Annotated in this window: 17 protein-coding genes and 1 other RNA gene; 4 read left to right on the top strand and 14 right to left on the bottom strand. The window is 55.8% G+C overall.

Annotated elements, in window-relative coordinates:
• Nucleotides 1-114 precede the first annotated feature (114 nt).
• From ACQY5R_RS14700 to ACQY5R_RS14640, 13 genes are all read right to left on the bottom strand, one after another.
• Nucleotides 115-393 (bottom strand): hypothetical protein, encoded by a 279-nt coding sequence (locus ACQY5R_RS14700; protein ID WP_428609723.1) that lies wholly within the window; start codon nucleotides 391-393, stop codon nucleotides 115-117.
• A gap of 239 nt (nucleotides 394-632) precedes the next feature.
• On the bottom strand, nucleotides 633-5,471 hold the full coding sequence (locus tag ACQY5R_RS14695; protein WP_428609721.1) for an NAD-glutamate dehydrogenase: 4,839 nt from the start codon (nucleotides 5,469-5,471) through the stop codon (nucleotides 633-635).
• Nucleotides 5,472-5,709: 238 nt separating this feature from the next.
• Entirely contained in the window at nucleotides 5,710-6,021 is a 312-nt protein-coding gene (locus tag ACQY5R_RS14690; protein WP_428609719.1) for a hypothetical protein, read from the bottom strand.
• Between the two features lie 27 nt (nucleotides 6,022-6,048).
• Complete coding sequence (locus ACQY5R_RS14685) at nucleotides 6,049-6,393, bottom strand: histidine triad nucleotide-binding protein (RefSeq protein ID WP_428609717.1); 345 nt, start codon at nucleotides 6,391-6,393, stop codon at nucleotides 6,049-6,051.
• An 81-nt stretch (nucleotides 6,394-6,474) separates the two neighbouring features.
• Nucleotides 6,475-7,071, bottom strand: a complete 597-nt coding sequence (gene recR, locus ACQY5R_RS14680; RefSeq protein WP_428609715.1) for a recombination mediator RecR — start codon at nucleotides 7,069-7,071, stop codon at nucleotides 6,475-6,477.
• A 17-nt stretch (nucleotides 7,072-7,088) separates the two neighbouring features.
• Nucleotides 7,089-7,412 carry a YbaB/EbfC family nucleoid-associated protein gene (locus ACQY5R_RS14675; protein ID WP_428609714.1) on the bottom strand — a complete coding sequence of 108 codons (324 nt, stop codon included), beginning with the start codon at nucleotides 7,410-7,412 and terminating at the stop codon, nucleotides 7,089-7,091.
• A gap of 35 nt (nucleotides 7,413-7,447) precedes the next feature.
• Complete coding sequence (gene dnaX / locus ACQY5R_RS14670; RefSeq protein WP_428609713.1) at nucleotides 7,448-9,124, bottom strand: DNA polymerase III subunit gamma/tau; 1,677 nt, start codon at nucleotides 9,122-9,124, stop codon at nucleotides 7,448-7,450.
• A gap of 211 nt (nucleotides 9,125-9,335) precedes the next feature.
• An RNA gene (ffs, locus tag ACQY5R_RS14665) (signal recognition particle sRNA small type) lies at nucleotides 9,336-9,432 on the bottom strand.
• 364 nt (nucleotides 9,433-9,796) lie between these two features.
• Nucleotides 9,797-10,096: a hypothetical protein gene (locus tag ACQY5R_RS14660; protein WP_428609712.1), complete on the bottom strand. Its 300-nt coding sequence runs from the start codon at nucleotides 10,094-10,096 to the stop codon at nucleotides 9,797-9,799.
• A gap of 31 nt (nucleotides 10,097-10,127) precedes the next feature.
• Entirely contained in the window at nucleotides 10,128-10,376 is a 249-nt protein-coding gene (gene thiS / locus ACQY5R_RS14655) for a sulfur carrier protein ThiS (protein WP_428609710.1), read from the bottom strand.
• A 48-nt stretch (nucleotides 10,377-10,424) separates the two neighbouring features.
• On the bottom strand, nucleotides 10,425-11,681 hold the full coding sequence (locus ACQY5R_RS14650; protein WP_428609708.1) for an NAD(P)/FAD-dependent oxidoreductase: 1,257 nt from the start codon (nucleotides 11,679-11,681) through the stop codon (nucleotides 10,425-10,427).
• A gap of 78 nt (nucleotides 11,682-11,759) precedes the next feature.
• A complete protein-coding gene (locus tag ACQY5R_RS14645; RefSeq protein WP_428609706.1) occupies nucleotides 11,760-13,610 on the bottom strand; it encodes an aldehyde ferredoxin oxidoreductase family protein in 1,851 nt (616 codons plus the stop codon).
• A gap of 15 nt (nucleotides 13,611-13,625) precedes the next feature.
• The gene (locus tag ACQY5R_RS14640) at nucleotides 13,626-14,108 is read right to left on the bottom strand and encodes a 4Fe-4S dicluster domain-containing protein (protein ID WP_428609704.1); all 483 of its coding nucleotides are present in this window, start codon (nucleotides 14,106-14,108) and stop codon (nucleotides 13,626-13,628) included.
• 619 nt (nucleotides 14,109-14,727) lie between these two features.
• Between ACQY5R_RS14640 and ACQY5R_RS14635 the strand changes: the two genes are divergently transcribed.
• The 4 genes from ACQY5R_RS14635 to moeA all read left to right on the top strand — a co-directional run bounded on the left by ACQY5R_RS14635 (nucleotide 14,728) and on the right by moeA (nucleotide 18,337).
• The gene (locus tag ACQY5R_RS14635; RefSeq protein ID WP_428609703.1) at nucleotides 14,728-15,534 is read left to right on the top strand and encodes a substrate-binding domain-containing protein; all 807 of its coding nucleotides are present in this window, start codon (nucleotides 14,728-14,730) and stop codon (nucleotides 15,532-15,534) included.
• A gap of 7 nt (nucleotides 15,535-15,541) precedes the next feature.
• Nucleotides 15,542-16,243: an ABC transporter permease gene (locus ACQY5R_RS14630; protein WP_428609701.1), complete on the top strand. Its 702-nt coding sequence runs from the start codon at nucleotides 15,542-15,544 to the stop codon at nucleotides 16,241-16,243.
• Nucleotides 16,240-16,962, top strand: a complete 723-nt coding sequence (locus ACQY5R_RS14625) for an energy-coupling factor ABC transporter ATP-binding protein (protein ID WP_428609698.1) — start codon at nucleotides 16,240-16,242, stop codon at nucleotides 16,960-16,962. The genes ACQY5R_RS14630 and ACQY5R_RS14625 overlap by 4 nt, the downstream gene beginning before the upstream one ends.
• A gap of 109 nt (nucleotides 16,963-17,071) precedes the next feature.
• Nucleotides 17,072-18,337 carry a molybdopterin molybdotransferase MoeA gene (gene moeA, locus ACQY5R_RS14620; RefSeq protein ID WP_428609697.1) on the top strand — a complete coding sequence of 422 codons (1,266 nt, stop codon included), beginning with the start codon at nucleotides 17,072-17,074 and terminating at the stop codon, nucleotides 18,335-18,337.
• Nucleotides 18,338-18,456: 119 nt separating this feature from the next.
• Here the strand turns inward: moeA and ACQY5R_RS14615 are convergent, their stop codons facing one another.
• Nucleotides 18,457-18,939 (bottom strand): GNAT family N-acetyltransferase, encoded by a 483-nt coding sequence (locus ACQY5R_RS14615; protein WP_428609695.1) that lies wholly within the window; start codon nucleotides 18,937-18,939, stop codon nucleotides 18,457-18,459.
• Between the last annotated feature and the right edge of the window lie 46 nt (nucleotides 18,940-18,985).

The following is an 18,985-nucleotide window of genomic DNA, read 5'->3' as shown; positions in this document are numbered from 1 at the left end:
AGCGATTGTGGCGCGAATCCTACCGGCAAGCTGGCCGGTTTAGGGCATTCCGTGGATGGCGGGAGCTCCGATCAAGCCGTCCCGCCTCCAGCGGAATGGTGCTAACCGGTCGAACTATTTTTTCATCTTGTCGTCCATCATGGGCTTCTTGTCCATTTTGTCCATTTTGTCCATTTTGTCGTCCATCATCGGTTTCTTGTCCATCTTGTCCATCTTGTCCATTTTGTCCATTTTGTCCATTTTGTCCATTTTGGTATCCATCATGGGTTGGGTGACGCCCATAACCGGATGACCCGAGCCATCCTTAACCATGTCACCGGCGCTGGCAACGCCTGTAACAGAAATCAGCATAGCCATGGAACAGATTTTCAGTGCGGTGTTTGTGTAGCTCATTGTCTTCTCCCTGAGAGGTATGGTTTGCCCTTCGGCCAATCGCCAGCCGTTTCAGAAACAGATCGTCCCGTCGGCTGACTTGCTGATATTAAACAAGGGAGAAATCCTGCAGGGATCACGGAATGTTCACAATTTGATAACGCTTGCGGAAGGTAAGTCAGGGGACAGGTACCGGAGCCTTGAATGACTCCGGTACCTGTTGTTGAGGGCGTCCCGGGAGGACGCCCGATGGAGGCCGATCAGATATCCGATTTCAGCAGCGAACCGACGCCTGCCACCACCACCGACATCATGGCGAAATCGACCGAGGTGCGAGCCTTCAGATCGGCAATCATCTTCAGGTGCCGATCATAGGCAAAGCGGTACTCATCCGACCACTGTTCGATCATCTTCTTGGCATTTTTCTGTTTCTTGACCAGTACCAGTATCTGCGAGGTGAGATCCCGCTGATGCTTGTTAAGGGTATCGATCAGGCGATGTTTGGCCATACTATGCCAGTGGGTCTGCACCGCCAGCTTACCGATCTGGTCACGCACCCAGTGGAACTCCAGGGTGGAGCCGAGATTGTAATAGAGCGACGCCACGGTCTGGACATCACGCTTTCTCTGTTTCGCCACTTCCACCAGATCCATGGCCGATGACAGCATGACGATGCGACTCACCTGCTGCGCGACCTCACGCGGGACGCCGGCATTCAGGTAATACTTGATCTGACGATTAAGTGCCAACCGGTCCTTGGAGGCCAGCGGTTTGGGCATGGTATCGATCAGTTCCTGTACGCCGTCCTGGAAGTAATCCACCAGATCCCGCACCACCACCTTGTTCTGGCGGGCACGCAGTATCCACAGCACACTCTGTTCCAGCAGACGCGCGATCATCCGCATCATCTCCAGCTGTACCGCGGTCGCCACCTGGTTGTCCAACGCTTCGATATCATCCCACAACTCATCGGTAGAGAAGATCTTACTGGCAGACAGATAGGCCCGGGTGACACCGGCGATATTGGTACCCACCTCTTCACGGACCCGAAAGCCGAAACCGGGGCCGATATGATCCACGATACTGTTGGTCAAATGGGTAGAGATGATCTCACGCTTCAGCTGATGGGTACGCATCTCGTCGTTGAAACGTTCACCCAACACCTTGGGGAAGTAGTCATTCAGCTCGGTCTCCAGGAACTCGTCATCCGGGATATCGGAGTGGATCAACGCCTCGAAATAGGTCATCTTGCTGTAAGCCAGTAACACGGCGATTTCCGGTTTGGTTAAACCGCGTTTGTTCGCTTGCCGATCGGCAATCGCCTTTTTACTCGGCAGATACTCCAATTCGCGATTCAGGCGCCCTTCGCTCTCCAGGAAGTCGATGAAGCGAGCGTGTTCGTTCAGACGTTCCGGCGCTTCGGAAGCCACCATACTGATGGATTGGGTCTGGGCGTAATTGTCCGCCAACACCAACTCCCCCACTTCGTCCGTCATCTCCGCTAGCAATTTGTTGCGCTGCTTGTCGGTCATATCGCCGTTGGAGACAATCTGCCCCAACAGAATCTTGATATTGACTTCGTGGTCAGAACAATCGACACCCGCCGAATTATCGATGGCATCGGTGTAGATCAATCCACCTTTAAGTGAAAACTCCACTCGGCCGAGTTGCGTCACACCCAGGTTGCCGCCCTCGCCCACCACTTTACAGCGCAGGTCACTGCCGTTCACCCGCAACGCATCGTTGGCCTTGTCGCCTACATCTTCATGACTCTCCTGTTCGGATTTGATGTAGGTACCGATGCCGCCGTTCCAAATCAGGTCGACGGGCGATTTGAGCAGCAGATTGATCAGTTCGGTGGGCGTCATCTTATCCACCTTGGCACCAGTCATCGCTTTCACTTCATCACTGAGAGTGATGGACTTGGCGCTGCGCGGGAAGATACCGCCCCCCTTGGAGATCAGCTTCTTGTCGTAATCGGTCCAACTGGAACGCGGCAGCTTGAACAGCCGTTCCCGCTCCTTGTAGGAGCGTGCCGGATCCGGCTCGGGATCCAGGAAGATATGCATGTGATTGAAAGCCGCCACCAATTTGATATGGCGGGAGAGCAACATGCCGTTACCGAACACATCGCCCGACATGTCGCCGATACCCAGCACACGAAAATCGGTGGTCTGGATATCCACTCCCAGTTCACGGAAGTTGCGCTTGACCGATTCCCAGGCGCCACGCGCGGTGATACCCATCTTTTTATGGTCGTAACCGACCGAACCGCCGGACGCGAAGGCGTCGCCCAGCCAGTAGCCGTACTCCTGGGCCACACCGTTGGCGATATCGGAGAAGGTGGCGGTACCCTTGTCTGCCGCCACGACCAGGTAGGGATCGTCCTCGTCATATCGGACCACATCGATCGGCGGCTGCACCACGCCATCCTTCAGATTATCGGTGATATCCAGCATGCCTTTGAGCAGGGTGCGGTAACAGAGCACTACCTCTTCCATCATCTTTTCACGCTCCATGCCATCCAGGGAACGTTTGACAATGAACCCGCCTTTGGAGCCGACCGGCACAATCACCGTATTCTTTACCATCTGTGCCTTCATCAACCCCAGCACTTCGGTACGAAAATCCTCCATACGGTCCGACCAGCGCAAACCGCCCCGCGCCACCTTGCCGCCGCGCAGATGGACACCTTCCATGCGTGAAGAGAAGACAAAAATCTCAAACATCGGCATCGGCAACGGCATACCGTTTACCTGACGGGTGTCGACCTTGAACGAGATATAGGATTTGCTCTGTCCATTTGCATCCTGCTGGAAGAAATTGCTACGCAGGGTGGACTGGATGATGTTCACATAACTACGCAGAATCCGGTCCTGATCCAGACTGGCTACCGATTCCAGCAAACTGTCGATCTTTTGCAATACTGCATCGATCTGGGACGCCTTGGTTTTACCCGCCGGATTGAATTTCAGATTGAACAGATCCACCAGCAGACGGGTGATCTCCGCATTGCGGGTCAAACTCTCGATAATGTAGGAGCGGCTGAAGGGGAACTTTATCTGTTTCAGATAACGGGAGTAGGCACGCAGCAGCACCACCTCTTTCCATTGCAAACCGGCGTCCAGCACCAACTGGTTGAAGCCGTCATTGTCCACTTCACCCTGCCAGACCTTCAGGAACGCTTCCTGAAACAGTTGGCTGGTCTCCTCGGTCAAATGCTCCGACCCGCCCGAGTAACTCATGGAGAAATCATGAATCCAGATCTGGCCCGACGGGTGGCGAATACGGTAGGGGCGCTCACCGAATACCGTCAGTCCCATATTCTCCAGGATGGGGATCACATCCGACAGCGGAACCGGATCGCCGGCGGAATAGAGTCGGCAATGGACGTACTCGGTCGCTTCATGGATAGGCCGATAGAAATTGAGGCCCAGCTCGCCGCTCAGGCGCGCCTGCTCAATCCGGGCCACGTCGGCTGCGGCAGTACGTGGAAAGAAGTCTTCGCGGAAACCGCTCGGAAAGGCATTCACATAAGCCTTGTAATACTCGGCGCCCTGCGCCTCGCCATACTGCTCGCCCAAGGCGGTATGCAGCTCATCGCGCCAAGTGGTGGTAGCGTTGATAACCAACGTCTCCAACTCGTGCAAACTGCACTCCATCTCCGTATCCGGTGGCGAATGAATAATCAGGTGGATACGCGCCAGCGCCGATTCGGTAAACAGGGTACTGAACTCCACTTCGGTTCCATTCAGCACATTGACCAGGGCTTTCTGAATACGCAGCCGCATCTCCCTTGAGTAACGCTCCCTGGGCAGATAGATCAGGCAAGAGTAAAAGCGCTTGAATAGATCCCGGGTGATGAACAACCGGGTACGCTGCCGCTCCTGCAGGCCGAGTATTCCCATCGCCAGACTTTCCAGCTCGTCCACCGATGTCTGGAACAACGCATCACGCGGGAAGGTGGTGAGGATATTGTCCAGCGACTTGCCAGAGTGACTGGATGCAGAAAGACCGGATCGGTTGATCACTTCACGGGTCTTTTGCCGCAGTAGCGGAATATCTCTGGGCGGACTGTTATACGCAACCGAAGTAAACAACCCAAGCAGACAGAAAAGCCCATCCACTTCGCCTTTTTTATTGAAGCGCTTGATGCCGATAAAATCCATATACGCCGGTCGATGCACCGTGGACTTGGCATTGGACTTGGTCACCACGAGAAATTCCGGTGCGGCGATATAGGCTTTCCCCGCTACCGGTATTACCTCTGCCGCATGCTGCTCATTCAGGCAGGATTCACGAAACAGGCCTAACTGTGAATCGACATTCAACTGCAGCGATGGCTTGCCGGCACTGTCGACAAGATCGAATTCGCAATAGGCCAGAAAGGTGAAATGATCGTCGTCGATCCATTTGAGAAATTCACTCGACTCCGCCTGCTGCGCCTTCTCTATCGGCAGCTTCTCCGTCTCCAGAATATCCCGTATCGCCTTGAGCCGCTTTTTCATCGATTGCCAATCGGTGTTGGCATAGGTCACATCGTTGATCACGTCACGGAGCATCTTTTCCAGCGCGTGGAGCACATCGGCGGAAACCTGCTTCTCCACTTGAAAATGGATGAGCGACTCCACCTTGCCTTTTTCATCCTTGCCGCGACCATGGGGTCGCATCAACTCCTGAATCTGCCCTTTCGCATCCCGCACCACACGAACCAGCGGATGCACCGTCAGATGAATGGTCAGGCCGGCACGATTGAGGCCCATGGAGAGCGAATCCACCAGAAATACCCGGTCGGTGGTGACGATCTCAATAATGGTGTGGGGACTCTGCCAACCGTGCTCTTCGAAGTTGGGGTTGTAGACCCTGATCGAGGGATCATCCCCTCTTCTGTCTTTGAGTAACTGCCAGTGGGCGACGACGGCGCCCACCAGATCGGCAATGGAGGTAGACTCCAAATCCGATATGGGTATATGTCGATAATAAAACTCCAACATCCGCTCAATTTGAGCGCGTTCCTGCTTGTTGAATCTGGAGTCGGGATAACTGGCCAAGTTATCCATCATTTGTTGCTGCAGAGAGAGCCCCTTGTGTTTCGTCATTTGCTATTTTTTCCAGTGCGTTGACGGTTTAGAGAGTGTGAACGAACAGCGTCCACGGGTTGTTTCCTTATAGTTGTATTCAGTTTAAAACTTAGTCCAGGGTGTACACTTTATCCAGGCGATTCTCGGAAAAAAGTAAACGCGCTGTTAACCGCTTACGGCAAACAGTGAACAGATAACTTTAATAAGAGAGAACGGTTCGATCACGATCTGGCACACGATATGAAACATGTGCAGGTCAAGCGTACTCATCCACCCCCAGCATGCGACTCACCTTTTCTCGCTCTTCGGCGTCTTCAAGGGTTCGATAGGCACGGATGGCTTGACGGTTTTTGGCATTGATACCGTCATCGCTGAGGCTTTGTTGGTAAATCAGGCCCGCGCGGTTTTCCAAGCCGCTGCGTAACTCACCGGCCGGAATGATCGCCTTGGGTGGCGGAGATTGATTGGGACGGCGCGACGGATCCTCTCCCTGCGCGGCAGGCTGGACAGGTACCAGCGAGCGGGCGACGGAGGGATCGAAATAGGCGCTGCCGATGGATTCAATCACGCGGATAATGACCCGTTAGAGAAGTGATCAGCCAGGTGGCCAGCCCATCCTACGGCCGCCCATCAGATGCATATGGATATGAAACACCACTTGCCCTCCTTCCCGATTGGTATTGATCAGTGTGCGGTAACCGGCATCCGCTACACCCTCCTGCGCGGCCACCCTGGCGGCCGCCAGTGAGAGCTGGCCGATCAGCCTGGCGTCGTCGGGCTCCAAGTCATTCAGCGTGCTGATATGCCGTTTTGGCACAATCAGCACATGTGTCGGCGCTTGTGGATTAATATCACGAAACGCCAACACATCGTCATCTTCATAGACCACATCGGGTGCAATCTCACCCGTCACCATCTTGCAAAAGAGACAATCACTCATTCACATCACCTGTAGTGATACGGAATTATCGGTCAACAGCAAGACCTTCCCGATTATCGGGCCAACTTCAATTATCATAGCTCAAAACTCGCGACGCCCGCTAAAGGCATGGGAGAGGGTACCGCCGTCCACGTACTCCAAATCACCACCCAGCGGGACGCCATGGGCAATGCGGGTAACCCGAATGCCTCTCGCCCGGGCCATTTCACCGATATAGTGAGCCGTCGCTTCACCTTCAACCGTCGGATTGGTGGCCAGAATCAACTCTTGAATAGTGCCTTCGGCCAAGCGTTGATCGAACCGGTCCAGCCCGATCTCCCGCGGCCCAATGCCGTCCAGCGGTGACAGGTGGCCACCCAGCACAAAATAGCGCCCGCGAAAATCGGTGGCGTGCTCTATCGCTACCACTTCGGCCGGGGTTTCCACCACACAGAGTTGACTGTCATCCCGCCGATGATTGGTGCAGAGGTTGCAGATATCGGTTTCACTGAGGGTGCGGCAGCGGCTGCAATGACCGATACGTTCCATGGCTTCGCCCAACACACGGGACAACTGCCGGCCACCGTCCCGGTCACGCTCCAACAGGTAAAAGGCCATACGCTGGGCAGACTTGGCCCCCACGCCTGGCAGGCAACGCAGGGCATCCATCAACTGTTCCAATAACGGGCGATCGGACATGAACCAGGGCCTGTTAACTAGAACGGCAGCTTGAAACCGGGCGGTAAGCCCATACCGGAAGTGACATCACTCATGCTGCTCTGGGTCTTTTCCGCTACTTTATGTACGGCATCGTTCATCGCAGCCGCCACCAGGTCTTCCAACATCTCCTTGTCGTCGCCGACCAGGGAATCATCGATCTCGACCCGACGCACTTCATGCTTGCCGTTGAGTGTCACCTTGACCAGTCCGCCACCGGACTCGCCCGTCACCTCTTCTTTCGCCAGACGCTCCTGCGCCTTCTGCAAATCGGCCTGCATCTTCTGGGCCTGCTTCATGATATTGCCTAAACCGCCTTTCATTCAGGTATTCCTCATTCAGTAATAAATGCTCGGGGTTATTCATCCACCGGTCGCACCGAACCGGGGATCACCGCGGCACCGAACTCCGCTTCCAATGCCAGCACCATCGGGTCTTCCTGTATTGCCACCTCGGCCGCTTGCTGACGATCGGCTACGGCTTGGGCTTGTATCTTGGCCGGCGTCGCCACCTGCACGCTTTCCGGTGAAATCTTTAGTTTGATATCCCGACCGATATAGGCCGCCAACGCCGCCCGCAACCGCTGTTCGGTACTGCCCACCAACATATGCTGGTGCGCCTGATCCAGTTTCAGGCTCAGGGTCACCCCATCCCAATAATCATAGACACAGTTATTGGCCAACTGTTTGGCAATCCCCCCCAGGGAGAGCCGATCCACCACTTGATGCCAATGCCGAAATTCAATCGGTTCATCCGCCGCTGCTGACACGACGACCGGCGGTGGTGCCGGTGCGGCAGCCTGCTCGCGGACCGACGCTACCGCCGCCACGGGAGCGGCCCCGTTTCCGCTCGGCTTCGGTACCGACTTTACAGCGACTGCCGGAGCCGATTCAGAGCGTTTTTTTTTATCCGACCTGTCTTGCGCACCCTGCCCTGTCGACGCTATCCCGATCTGGGGACGAAACGCCAACATACGCAACAGGACCATTTCAAATCCTGCCCGGGGATCCGGCGCCAGCGGCAGGTCCCGCTGCCCGATCAAGCCGATCTGGTAAAACAGTTGCACGTCACCGGGCGACAATTTCTCCGCCAATGCCACCACTTGGGCTTCATCACCGGCGCTGTTGTCCATGGCATCCGGCACCGCCTGTACCAGGGCAATTCGATGTAACAGGGAGAGCAGATCCTGCAGCACACCGGCAAAGTCCGGGGCCATCTCCGCCAGTTCACTCACCAGGGCAACGAGCCGGTTGGCATCCAGATCGGCCAGTGCCTCCAGCAGGTCATGCACCCGGTCATGGGCAATGGTACCGAGCATCGACTGCACATCGGTTTCCAGCACCTTGCCGCCGCCAAAAGCGATCGCCTGATCCAGCAGACTGAGGGCATCCCGCATACTGCCGTCCGCACCCTTTGCCAACAGTATCAAGGCCCGGTCTTCGTGTTGAATCCCCTCACGGTTGAGCAGATCCTTGAGGTAAGCCTGGATTTGATCCAGCGGCAACCGCTTCAGATTGAACTGCAGACAGCGCGACAATACCGTCACCGGCACCTTCTGTGGATCGGTGGTGGCGAGCAGGAACTTCACATGCGGGGGTGGCTCCTCCAGGGTCTTCAACAGCGCGTTAAAGCTGCTGTCGGAGAACATGTGGACCTCATCAATCAGATAGACCTTGTAACGCCCCCGGACCGGAGCGTAAGGGACGTTTTCCAGCAGTTCGCGGGTCTGATCCACCTTGGTACGGGAAGCGGCATCCACTTCCAGCAGATCGACAAACCGGCCCTCGTCGATCTCCCGGCAGATACTGCACTGACCGCAGGGAGTGGAACCGACGCCGTGTTCACAATTGAGGGATTTGGCAAAGATCCTCGCCAGGGTGGTTTTACCCACCCCGCGGGTACCGGTAAACAGATAAGCGTGGTGCAGTCGGTTGTTGTCCAGGGCGTTACTGAGCGCGCGTACGACGTGCGCCTGGCCCACCAGTTCGCTGAACATCCGGGGACGCCACTTACGGGCGAGAACCTGATATGACATGGATTCCTTGCGGTCTCTACTCAGTTGGATTCGATAGAGCGGAGAGTGTACCTCAATGGCTGGTGGTATTCACACCTGGATTCGAGGAAAAGTGGGCGATGTTGTGCACAACAGGCGAAATTGATTGGTCACCGGCCGGCCTTAACGCCTGTAGGGCGGATGAAAGGGATCTAACCGATGATAGTCGCGTTATGGTAAAAATGGAGGCGGCCCGCACCAGCCACACCCCGGCACACGAGTCCACTGCTGCGGCTGCTCCCTTCCGGGCCTGACCGGGTTAACAGTTTTTCGTTGCGAGGGGACCGATACGAGCCGCCATTACCTGATGTATGCCCATCCACCGGATGAGCATCGAGGTGGGGATTATCCGGGTCTGCCGAACAGGGGTCAACCTCGATCTGATTATTCTTTCCCAAGCCGCCGCTGCTAGCCCGGATAATTCGCGAAGGATTCGGGATTCAGGGCGATAGCGCCTAAGCAGTTTGTTCGATCGCCCGTAAAAGCATAGCCGTAGCTATGGTTTAAGGGGGATCGGGCAAAATGCAACGGTGCAGTCGTTCTGAAACCGAATAGGACAAACTGTACTTTTGTAAAAACGTAAAATATTGGCATAACAAGTCGATCTTTAATGCTTTATTTACAAAGGTCGTCCGTCTTTGTGAAATATCCGGGCTAACCGCCCCCGCGGTGAAAATAACGATCGAAGCGCTGCATAAACCGATCTCTGGCCGCTTCATCCAGCCCGCTAAACACGAACTCCACCGGCGTGACCGGCAGACGCAGGGAAGCGATACGCCGCTCGCCCGTCTCGCCGAGCGCAATGCGGATCGAACCGAGCGGATGGGAAATGGTGAAGACACGTCCTTCAACCTGAAAAGTGAGGGGTTCAATTGCGGCAGGCAACGACCGGAGAAAGTCGTTCAGGGTCAACCCCATATCGCGACAAAACCTGGCGGGCATGGAGGCGTTCAATCACTCGCCTCCTGGTCAATACGAGCAACCCTCACCCGCCGGCCACCGCCGGCCAGACAGCCAGTTCGTCACCCTCCACCAGCGGGTTATCCCGCTGGCTGGGAGGAATGAATACCCCGTTGACCAGCACCAGATGCACCTCCGCCTGGGGTACCCCCTGCTGCTCAAGCAGGCGCGACGGACTCATACCGTCAGCCACGTCCAAAGCGACTTTATGATCCACGCTGCCGGGTGGCAGGTATTGCCCCAACGAGGCGTACAATTTGAAATTAACCTTCATATGACTTACTTAGTTCCGACTATCTGTTTTACCTGGTGCGGCTGCCCGCTATCCAGCCGTTAACTGGGTAGCACCGAGATACGCTTCCATTATACGCGTGGGATCCGCCATCAAATGCTGTTTCCATTCGCCGAGGTGCAACCGACTCTGAATCAGACCTCGCAATACCCCAACATGTTCCGTCATACCGAGGGTGATGGCACCCACCAATCTATCCTCTTCAAACTGCAGCTTGATATAACGGAAGGCCGATTCATCGATCTGATGCACTTCATCTCCACCGTCCACGCCCATCCACTGGCCATAGGATACCGAGATCAACCCCAGGGTATCCAGCACATTCATCGCCATGCTGCCTAGGTGGCGAGTAGGCTGACCACACATATTGAGCGCGGCGGTGCGCCCGGTCTCGGCGGCCACCGGCTGTATAGCATGCACGGCCCGCTGGCCGGTCCCCCAATCCATTCCTTCACAGGCATCCCCGGCAGCATAGATGCCGGGTACCGATGACTCCAGGTACTCATTGACCACTACGCCCTGTCCGATTTCGATGCCACTGCCGGCCAGGTAGTCGGTAGTCGGTTTCACCCCGGCCGCCACGACCACCAGATCGGCATCGACGGGATCCACCGGATCACAGGTGAGACGGAATCGGGAATCACCGTCCGGGTTGTTCTCGACCGCCATGACCCGGGTTGAGGTATGCACATCCACCCCTTGGTCAAGGCACCACTGTTTGATCAGATTGCCGGATGCCTGGTCCATCATCCGCGGCACCATACGGTCACCCATCTCCACCACCGTCAGCTTGACACCACGAGCCACCAGCGCCTCCATAATGATGCAGCCAATAAATCCGGCGCCCATCAGCACTACCTTGGAACCCGGTTCGGCAAACTTGGCGATATTGCGCGCATCCTCCAGGGTCCAGCAGTGGTGTACCCCCGGCTGATCGAGCCCCTGGATCGGGGGTCTGATGGGGGTCGATCCGGTTGCCAGCAGCAGCCGATCATAGTCAACCTTTTCTCCACCCGCCAGTTGCAACGCTTTCGCCGCGCTATCAATCGCCGTCACCCGCTGTTTTATCTGCTGAACCCCCAATCCGTCCAGGTGATGGGGATCGTGGCGCAGATAGGTCCCCTGTTCGGCTATTTTATTTGAGAGGTAATAGGGAATAGCCATCCGCGAGTAGGCCGGCTCCGGCTCGTCACCGATCAATATCACCTCACCTTGCGGATCCTCTGTCCGTAGCGTTTCAACGGCCGTTATACCTGCCGGTCCTGCACCGATTACCACATATCGCATGGAATGTTACTCCTTGCCTGATAAAGATTGAGGAGAGCAGCGAACGCTGCCCTCCTCGATGCCACCCAAGCCGGTCCGTTATGAAAGACCGAGATTTTGCAGGGTATCGGGGGTGGGTACCCCCTCATTGGTCCAGCCACGCAGCTGGTAATACTCCGGCAACATCTTATCCAGGCCATTTACCTTGCCGGCAGCCGGACCGGTTGCAGCCGGTTCGGTCAGTAGACGTTTAGGTAAGGTGTCATCTTTGGCCGTGAAGCCGGCGGCCAGGTTGAATTGACGCTCCATATTCCAGATACGCTCACCCGTTTCAGCCAAGCGCTCCAGGGTCCATTCACCGTCACAGGCGGCGTCGATCTGCGGATAGAAATCCTCCAGGGTCCAGGCGAAGGTGGTAAAAACGCAGAGTCCGCTGGAGTCCACCGCGGCGGTGGCATCCTGGAACGCCTTGACCAGTCCCGCCTTCCCTTCGGTAACCAACGGATCGGTCTTCTCCGGAATACCCAGGATCTCAGATGCCACGGTGTAGCTACGCAGATGGCAGGCACCCCGATTACTGGTGGCATAAGTGAGTCCCATGCCCTGAATACCCCGCGGATCGTAGGCCGGGAACTCCTGCCCTTTCACACTCATGGAGAGATCCGGATGCCCATACTTTTCACACAATCGTTTGGAACCCAGACCCAGGATCTTACCGAAGCCCTCCGCTTTACCCACCTGCTCGGCCATGGTGGTAAGCGCTTCGGCCGAGCCGAAGTTCAACTTCACGCCACCGGTGTCGGCATCGGTGATGGCGCCCATCTCGTACAGCTCCATGGCCGCCGCCAGGGTAGCGCCAAAGGTGATCGGATCAAAACCCTGTTCGTTGCAGATGTAGTTGGCGAAAGTGAGCGCATCCAGATCGTCGACACCGCAATCGGCACCCAGCGACCAGGCGTTCTCATACTCCAGACCGCCGGAAGCACCCCAGTACTCGGGGCGGTTCTTCACCGTGTAGTGCTCCTTGTCGATCCGCGACACCCGACCGCAGGCGATGGTACAGCCGAAGCAGGCTTGATTGGTGACCAGATTGGTCTTGCCTTCGCTGCCCCGCGGTTCATGCATCGCTTCACCGGAAATATTGGAGGCTCCGTCAAATTGAACAACCGACGCGTTCTTGGTCGGTAGCGCACCCACTTCGTTGATCACATTCATCAACACTTGGGTACCGTAGGTCGGCAGCCCTTGCCCGGTCACCGGATTCTCCGCCAGGATCTTTTTCTTTTCCGCCACGGTCTGCATGAAGCGTTGCGGATCTTTTACCGAAACCCCTTTGGTGCCACGCACCGCGACCGCTTTCAGGTTTTTCGAGCCCATCACGGTGCCCACCCCGGAGCGTCCCGCCGCCCGGTGCAGATCATTGACGATACAGGCGTAGAGTACACCCTCTTCGCCGGATCGACCGATGGCAGATATCTTCAGTTGCGGGTCCTGATGTTTGGTGTGCAGGATCTTATCCGCCTCCCATACGCTCTTGCCCCAGATCTCATCGGCCGCAATCAGCTCGGCATGATCATCATTGATATAGAGGTAGACCGGCTTCGGCGCTTTACCCTCGAAGATGATCATGTCCCAGCCGGCAAACTTCAGCTCGGCGCCGAAATAGCCGCCCGAGTTGGAACAGGCAATGGCTCCGGTGAGCGCCCCCTTGGTGATCACCGAGTAGCGGGCGCTGGTGGAAGAGGCGGTGCCGGTCAGCGGACCGGTGGCGAATATCAGTTTGTTGTCCGGCGACAGCGGATCAACCTTCGGGTCAACCTCCTCTACCAGATATTTCGAACCCAGGCCACGCTGCCCCAGATAATCGGCCGCCCACTGCATATTTAGCGGTTCAGGGGTACAACTGCCTTCTGTCAAATTTACACGCAGGATTTTTTTCTGCCAGCTCATGATCTGCTCCCTTGTCTAGGCTTGTGCCGCGGTCTGATTATCGGTACGGGAAGCCCAGGCACGCATCTTGTCGTAACCGGTCCCCTCTGCATCGATATAAGTAATGGCCTGCGTCGGGCAGGCCTTGGCACAGGCGGGATCACCGCCACACAGATCACACTTCATAACCTTACCGGTAGCGGTGTTGTAGTTGATCGTACCGAAGGGACAGGCGATAGTGCAGACCTTGCAACCGACGCAAAGGTTATCGTTGACCATCTTGGCGCCCGTGGCTGCATCCAGAGAAATCGCTTCAGTGGGGCAGGCGCTCTTGCACCAGGCTTCGGCGCACTGCGTACAGGTGTAGGGGACGAACCGTCCTTCGGTGTGAAAAGTAAATACCTTGATACGGGATTTTGCGGGGTTGAAATTGCCTTCATGTTCGAAGGAGCAGGCCATTTCACACTGTAGACAGCCTGTACATTTTTCCGGCGAGATATAGAGCGACCTCTGCATCATTGCCTCCTCTGAATAGTTATATGCTTATTGCTGTGTTGAAAACCTGTCTGGCATTCTCGCCGATCCGCAACTGCCTGAACCCGATCATTGAATGGCACCTTGCCCACTTCCACTCTGTCAATCGGTTTCACGCCAATCACCCACCTACTCGACAATCAACCAGTACGGATAAATCCGCCCTTATACTTTAGTATTATTGTTATCTGCGATTATCCTCCTTAATCGGTAGTTCCCTTGATTGATTCCGTATTTAGTGCCTAAAGAATATAGAAGAAGAAACCCGAATTTGCGAGCGCATATGGGTACTAAGTTATTTATTTCGTTATGTTTTTTAAAGCATAACGAGCGCATTCACACGACTTATCCATCGTTAATCGATTACCTGTTGTCGAGGTGACGGGCCATAGCAATAAAAAGTGGCCGGTTATTTATCAGCGTTGTTGGCGGCATTCGTTATGTGATATAAAACATAACGCCATAGGCGTTAGCCATATTCATTACAATCGCAACTATTTGTGTGGTGACAGACCCGGTCCAACGGCATAGATACGATTCATCCTCCATGAATCCAACACGGCGGTTTCCCTGCCACCACTGACACCCAAAAGGATATGTACCCATGTATAAAAAAATCCGACTCTTGTTCGCCCTCTGCCTGCTCTGGTCATTGGCCGTCGCCGTCCAGGCCACACCGCTCCGTATGGCCACTACCACCAGTACGCAGAACTCCGGCCTGCTGGATATTCTGTTGCCCGAATTTCAGAAACAGACCGGCATCGAAGTACATGTTATTGCCGTCGGCACCGGTAAGGCCCTGAAGATGGGGCGTGACGGCGACGTGGACGTGGTGATGGTGCATGCCGCATCAGCCGAAGAGAAATTTGTCAACGAAGGCTTCGGCACCGACCGCATCCAGTTTATGTATAACGATTTTGTTATTGTCGGACCGAAAAGCGATCCCGCTGCCATCAAAGGCGTTAAGTCGGTAACCGAAGCGATGGCGAAGATTCAAAGCGCGAAAGCCAAGTTCGTCTCCCGTGGTGACGATTCAGGCACCCATAAGAAAGAGAAGTCTCTCTGGAAAGCCGCCCATATACAACCGAACGGAAGCTGGTATATTGAAGCGGGCCAAGGCATGGGCAAGGTGTTGCAGATGGCCAGCGAACTCGACGGCTATACCCTGACCGACCGCGGCACTTGGTTGGCCTATAAGGACAAAGTGGAACTGGCACTGCTGAATGAAGGCGACAATAAATTGAGCAACCCCTATGGCGTGATCGCCGTCAATCCGGCCAAACACCCGGACACCAATTATGCCGATGCCAAGAAACTGATCGATTGGGTCAGTTCGAAACCGGGCCAGGAACTGATCAGGGATTATCGTCTGCATGGTGAGCCGCTGTTTATCCCCCTGCTGTTGAAATAGGTACTTCGTGGAATCACTGAGCGCTGCAAGTTACCAGGCCCTCTATCTGCTGTTTACCGGAGATAGCGCGCTCTGGACCATCATTGGTATCTCTTTCAGCGTCTCAGTGCGTGCCCTGCTCTACGCCGCCCCTTTTGGCATACTGGTGGCCTTTTTCCTGGCTTACGTCAAATTCCCCGGCCGCCGCCTGCTGGTATCGATATTCAATACCGCTCTCTCGATCCCCGCCGTGGTGGTGGGATTGACGCTTTATATCCTGCTCTCCAAAGCCGGCCCGTTAGGCTCTTGGCGACTGCTGTTTACCCAGGACGCCATGATCATAGGCCAGATGTGCCTCTGCTTTCCGCTGCTGGTCGCCATGGCCCACTCCGCGCTACAGGCTTCGGACCGACGCGCCTGGGAGACCGCGCTAACGCTGGGCGCCAGCCCGCTACGCGCACTGCTGACCATCCTGCATGAGACCCGTTTCGGACTGGTCGGCGCCCTGGTAGCCAGTTTTGGGCGTATCATTGCCGAAGTCGGCAGTTCCATGATGCTGGGCGGCAATATTCTGAATTACACCCGTAATATCCCTACTGCCATTGCACTCGAAACCAGCAAGGGGAGCTTTGCCGAAGGCATCGCCCTGGGACTGGTGCTATTGTGCATGGCGCTGTTCCTGAATATATTGCTCGGCCAAATACAGGGTAAAGGCGAGGTAATCCAGTGACACTTGATCGCACCCGTCCCTGGCTGAAACTGGAACGACTCTCCTTTAACCGGGGAGACCGGCCCATCCTCAAGGATATTTCGCTGGCTTTCCAACCCGGTGAACTCACCCTCCTGACAGGCCAAAACGGTTCGGGAAAGACCACCCTGCTGCGTATCCTTGCCGGACTGCTGAAACCCCAACAGGTGGGTTTTCAGATCGACGACCAGCAACGCAAATGGCGGCAAAGCTACCGTTTCCTGCGTGAGCATATCTGCTATCTGCACCAGCACCCCTATCTGTTCGACTGTTCGGTGGCGGAAAATATCGCCTACGGATTGAAGCGTAAAAAACTAGGGCGACAGGCGATCAGCACCCGGGTTGGCGAAGCGTTGGAATTGATTTCCCTGGAGCATCTGGCACAGCGAAATTGCCAGGAACTATCCGGCGGCGAAAAACAGCGGGTGGCGATTGCGCGCGCCTGGGTACTGGCTCCCCGCCTGATGCTGCTGGACGAACCGGTTTCCAATCTCGACAAGCGCTCGCGCGGGATCTGTTACGATCTGATCAACCAACTGCAGCAACAGCAGATTGGCGTGATCTATACCAGCCATGAGCCCCAGATTGGGCGACTGAACCTGAGTCGCCACATCCATCTTTATAACGGGGAATTGACCACCAAACCGCTGCAGGCAGAAAACAGTCGTGTTATTGAACTGGTCGATGGAACGACCGGCTAGCCACGCCTTGCTACACTTAATCCCAGATTAAGTTGGTTTTCCTCCGCGTTATTCGGTAATTTATCCAACCATTCGAAGCCCTTTAAGCACCCGACTACAGATATCGATCATGACCGACAGTAACAAGCCCAGCGACTGCTGCATGGATGCCACCGACAGTTCGATCAGCGCCAGCGATGCCCTCAAGGTCATCGCCGCGAATACTCAACCGGTTCAGGGTGGCGAAGCGATTCCACTGCGTAACGCACTGGGGCGGGTACTGGCGCAGCCCATCCATTCACCGATCAATGTCCCGGCCTATCGCAATTCCGCCATGGATGGCTATGCCCTCTTCGGCAAAGACATTCCGGCCGCCGGCACGTGCCGGCTCAAAGTGGTGGGCAGCGCCTTTGCCGGACAACCCTATCAGGGCGAACTGAACCGGGGCGAATGCATTCGCATCATGACCGGCGCCAAGGTTCCACAAGCCGCCGATACCGTGATTATGCAAGAGTGGGTGGAGCGTGAAGGCGACGAGGCGATTATCGACAACCGCTCCAAACCGGGCGCCAATGTGCGTCAGGCCGGTGAGGATATCCAGGTAGATTCGATCGTTTTACAGCCGGGGGATGAGATCGGGCCGGCACAGCTGGGTCTGCTCGCCTCACTCGGTATCCCGGAAGTAAAGGTGTACCGCCGTGTACGTGTAGCCTTCTTCTCCAGTGGCGATGAAATCCGCAGTATCGGCCAGCCGCTGGAAGAGGGGCAAATTTATGACAGTAACCGCTATACGCTGTTCGGCATGCTCAGCGAACTGGGCGCCGACGTGATCGACATGGGGGTGATCGCGGACGAAGCGGAGGCCATCCGCGACGCCATGCTCCAGGCTGCCAGCGAGGCTGACCTGGTACTCACCTCCGGCGGCATCTCCGTCGGCGAAGCCGATTTCATCGCCGAAAATATCCATCAGTTGGGCACCGTACACTTCTCCAAGGTGGCGATCAAACCGGGACGCCCCCTTACCTTCGCCCATATTGGTGACGCCTGCTTTTTTGGCTTACCCGGTAATCCGGTCGCGGTCATGATCACTTTCCTGCAATTTGCACGTCCGGCAATTCGGCGTCTGCAGGGCAAACAGGAACAGTTAACCCCTACACTCCGGGTCAAGGCCGGGTCCCCACTGCGCAAATTGCCGGGACGTACCGAGTACCAACGCGGCATTCTGTCACTGGACGAAGGAGGCGAGCTGGTGGTCAACAGTTCCGGGCGTCAGGGTTCCGGCGTACTCAGTTCCATGAGCCGCGGTAACTGCCTGATCTGTTTATCCGACGAGAGCAGCGATATCCGCCCTGGAGATCTCGTGGATGTACAACCGTTTGATCTGTTGCGACATTGATCAGAGAGCATCCTGCTCACCGTATCGAAAGTACAGGTAGATGTTCACAATCATTAATGTTTTTTAGTCCGCCGGGCGACCCAGGGGGTTGCCCTTAAGCGGTTGTCGCACATGTGCTGTCAGCTCAATTTCTTTTCCCAGAACAGCGCCCGCCCTTTCGCCGGGTCCAACTGATACCCGGCAAAACCGGCCCGTTGGTACACAGTCTGAGCCTGTCGATTGCCTTCCAGCACCTCCAGCGTCAATTTGCAGTAACCCCGGGATCGAGCCAATGATTCAACCTCCTGCAGCATTTCCCGGGCGATACCTCGGCCACGATAACCCTCGATCACCACGACATCGTGGATATTGAGTAAGGCTTTGCAGCGAAAGGTGGAGAACCCCTCGAATGCATTTACCAACCCAACGGGAAGATCCCCATCAAATGCCAAAATACTCACGGCATCCTGGCGCTGCTGCAGCGCCGCCGCCAGATTCCGTCTGACGGATTCTTCAAGCGGTGCGGCTCCGCCCATGGGATCGCCGGCATAGGCATCCATCAACGCCACCAGTGCGGCCGCATGTAACGCTTGTGAAAAGTCAGCCTGTACGATTTCAATCATCATCGTTCCTGAATGATTCATATTGATTAGATGGCGTCGAGCTATC

Origin of the sequence: Sedimenticola sp., from assembly GCF_050289425.1 — a bacterium.
Classification (GTDB): domain Bacteria; phylum Pseudomonadota; class Gammaproteobacteria; order Chromatiales; family Chromatiaceae; genus Sedimenticola.
This window is presented reverse-complemented; position numbering and strand designations above follow the sequence as displayed.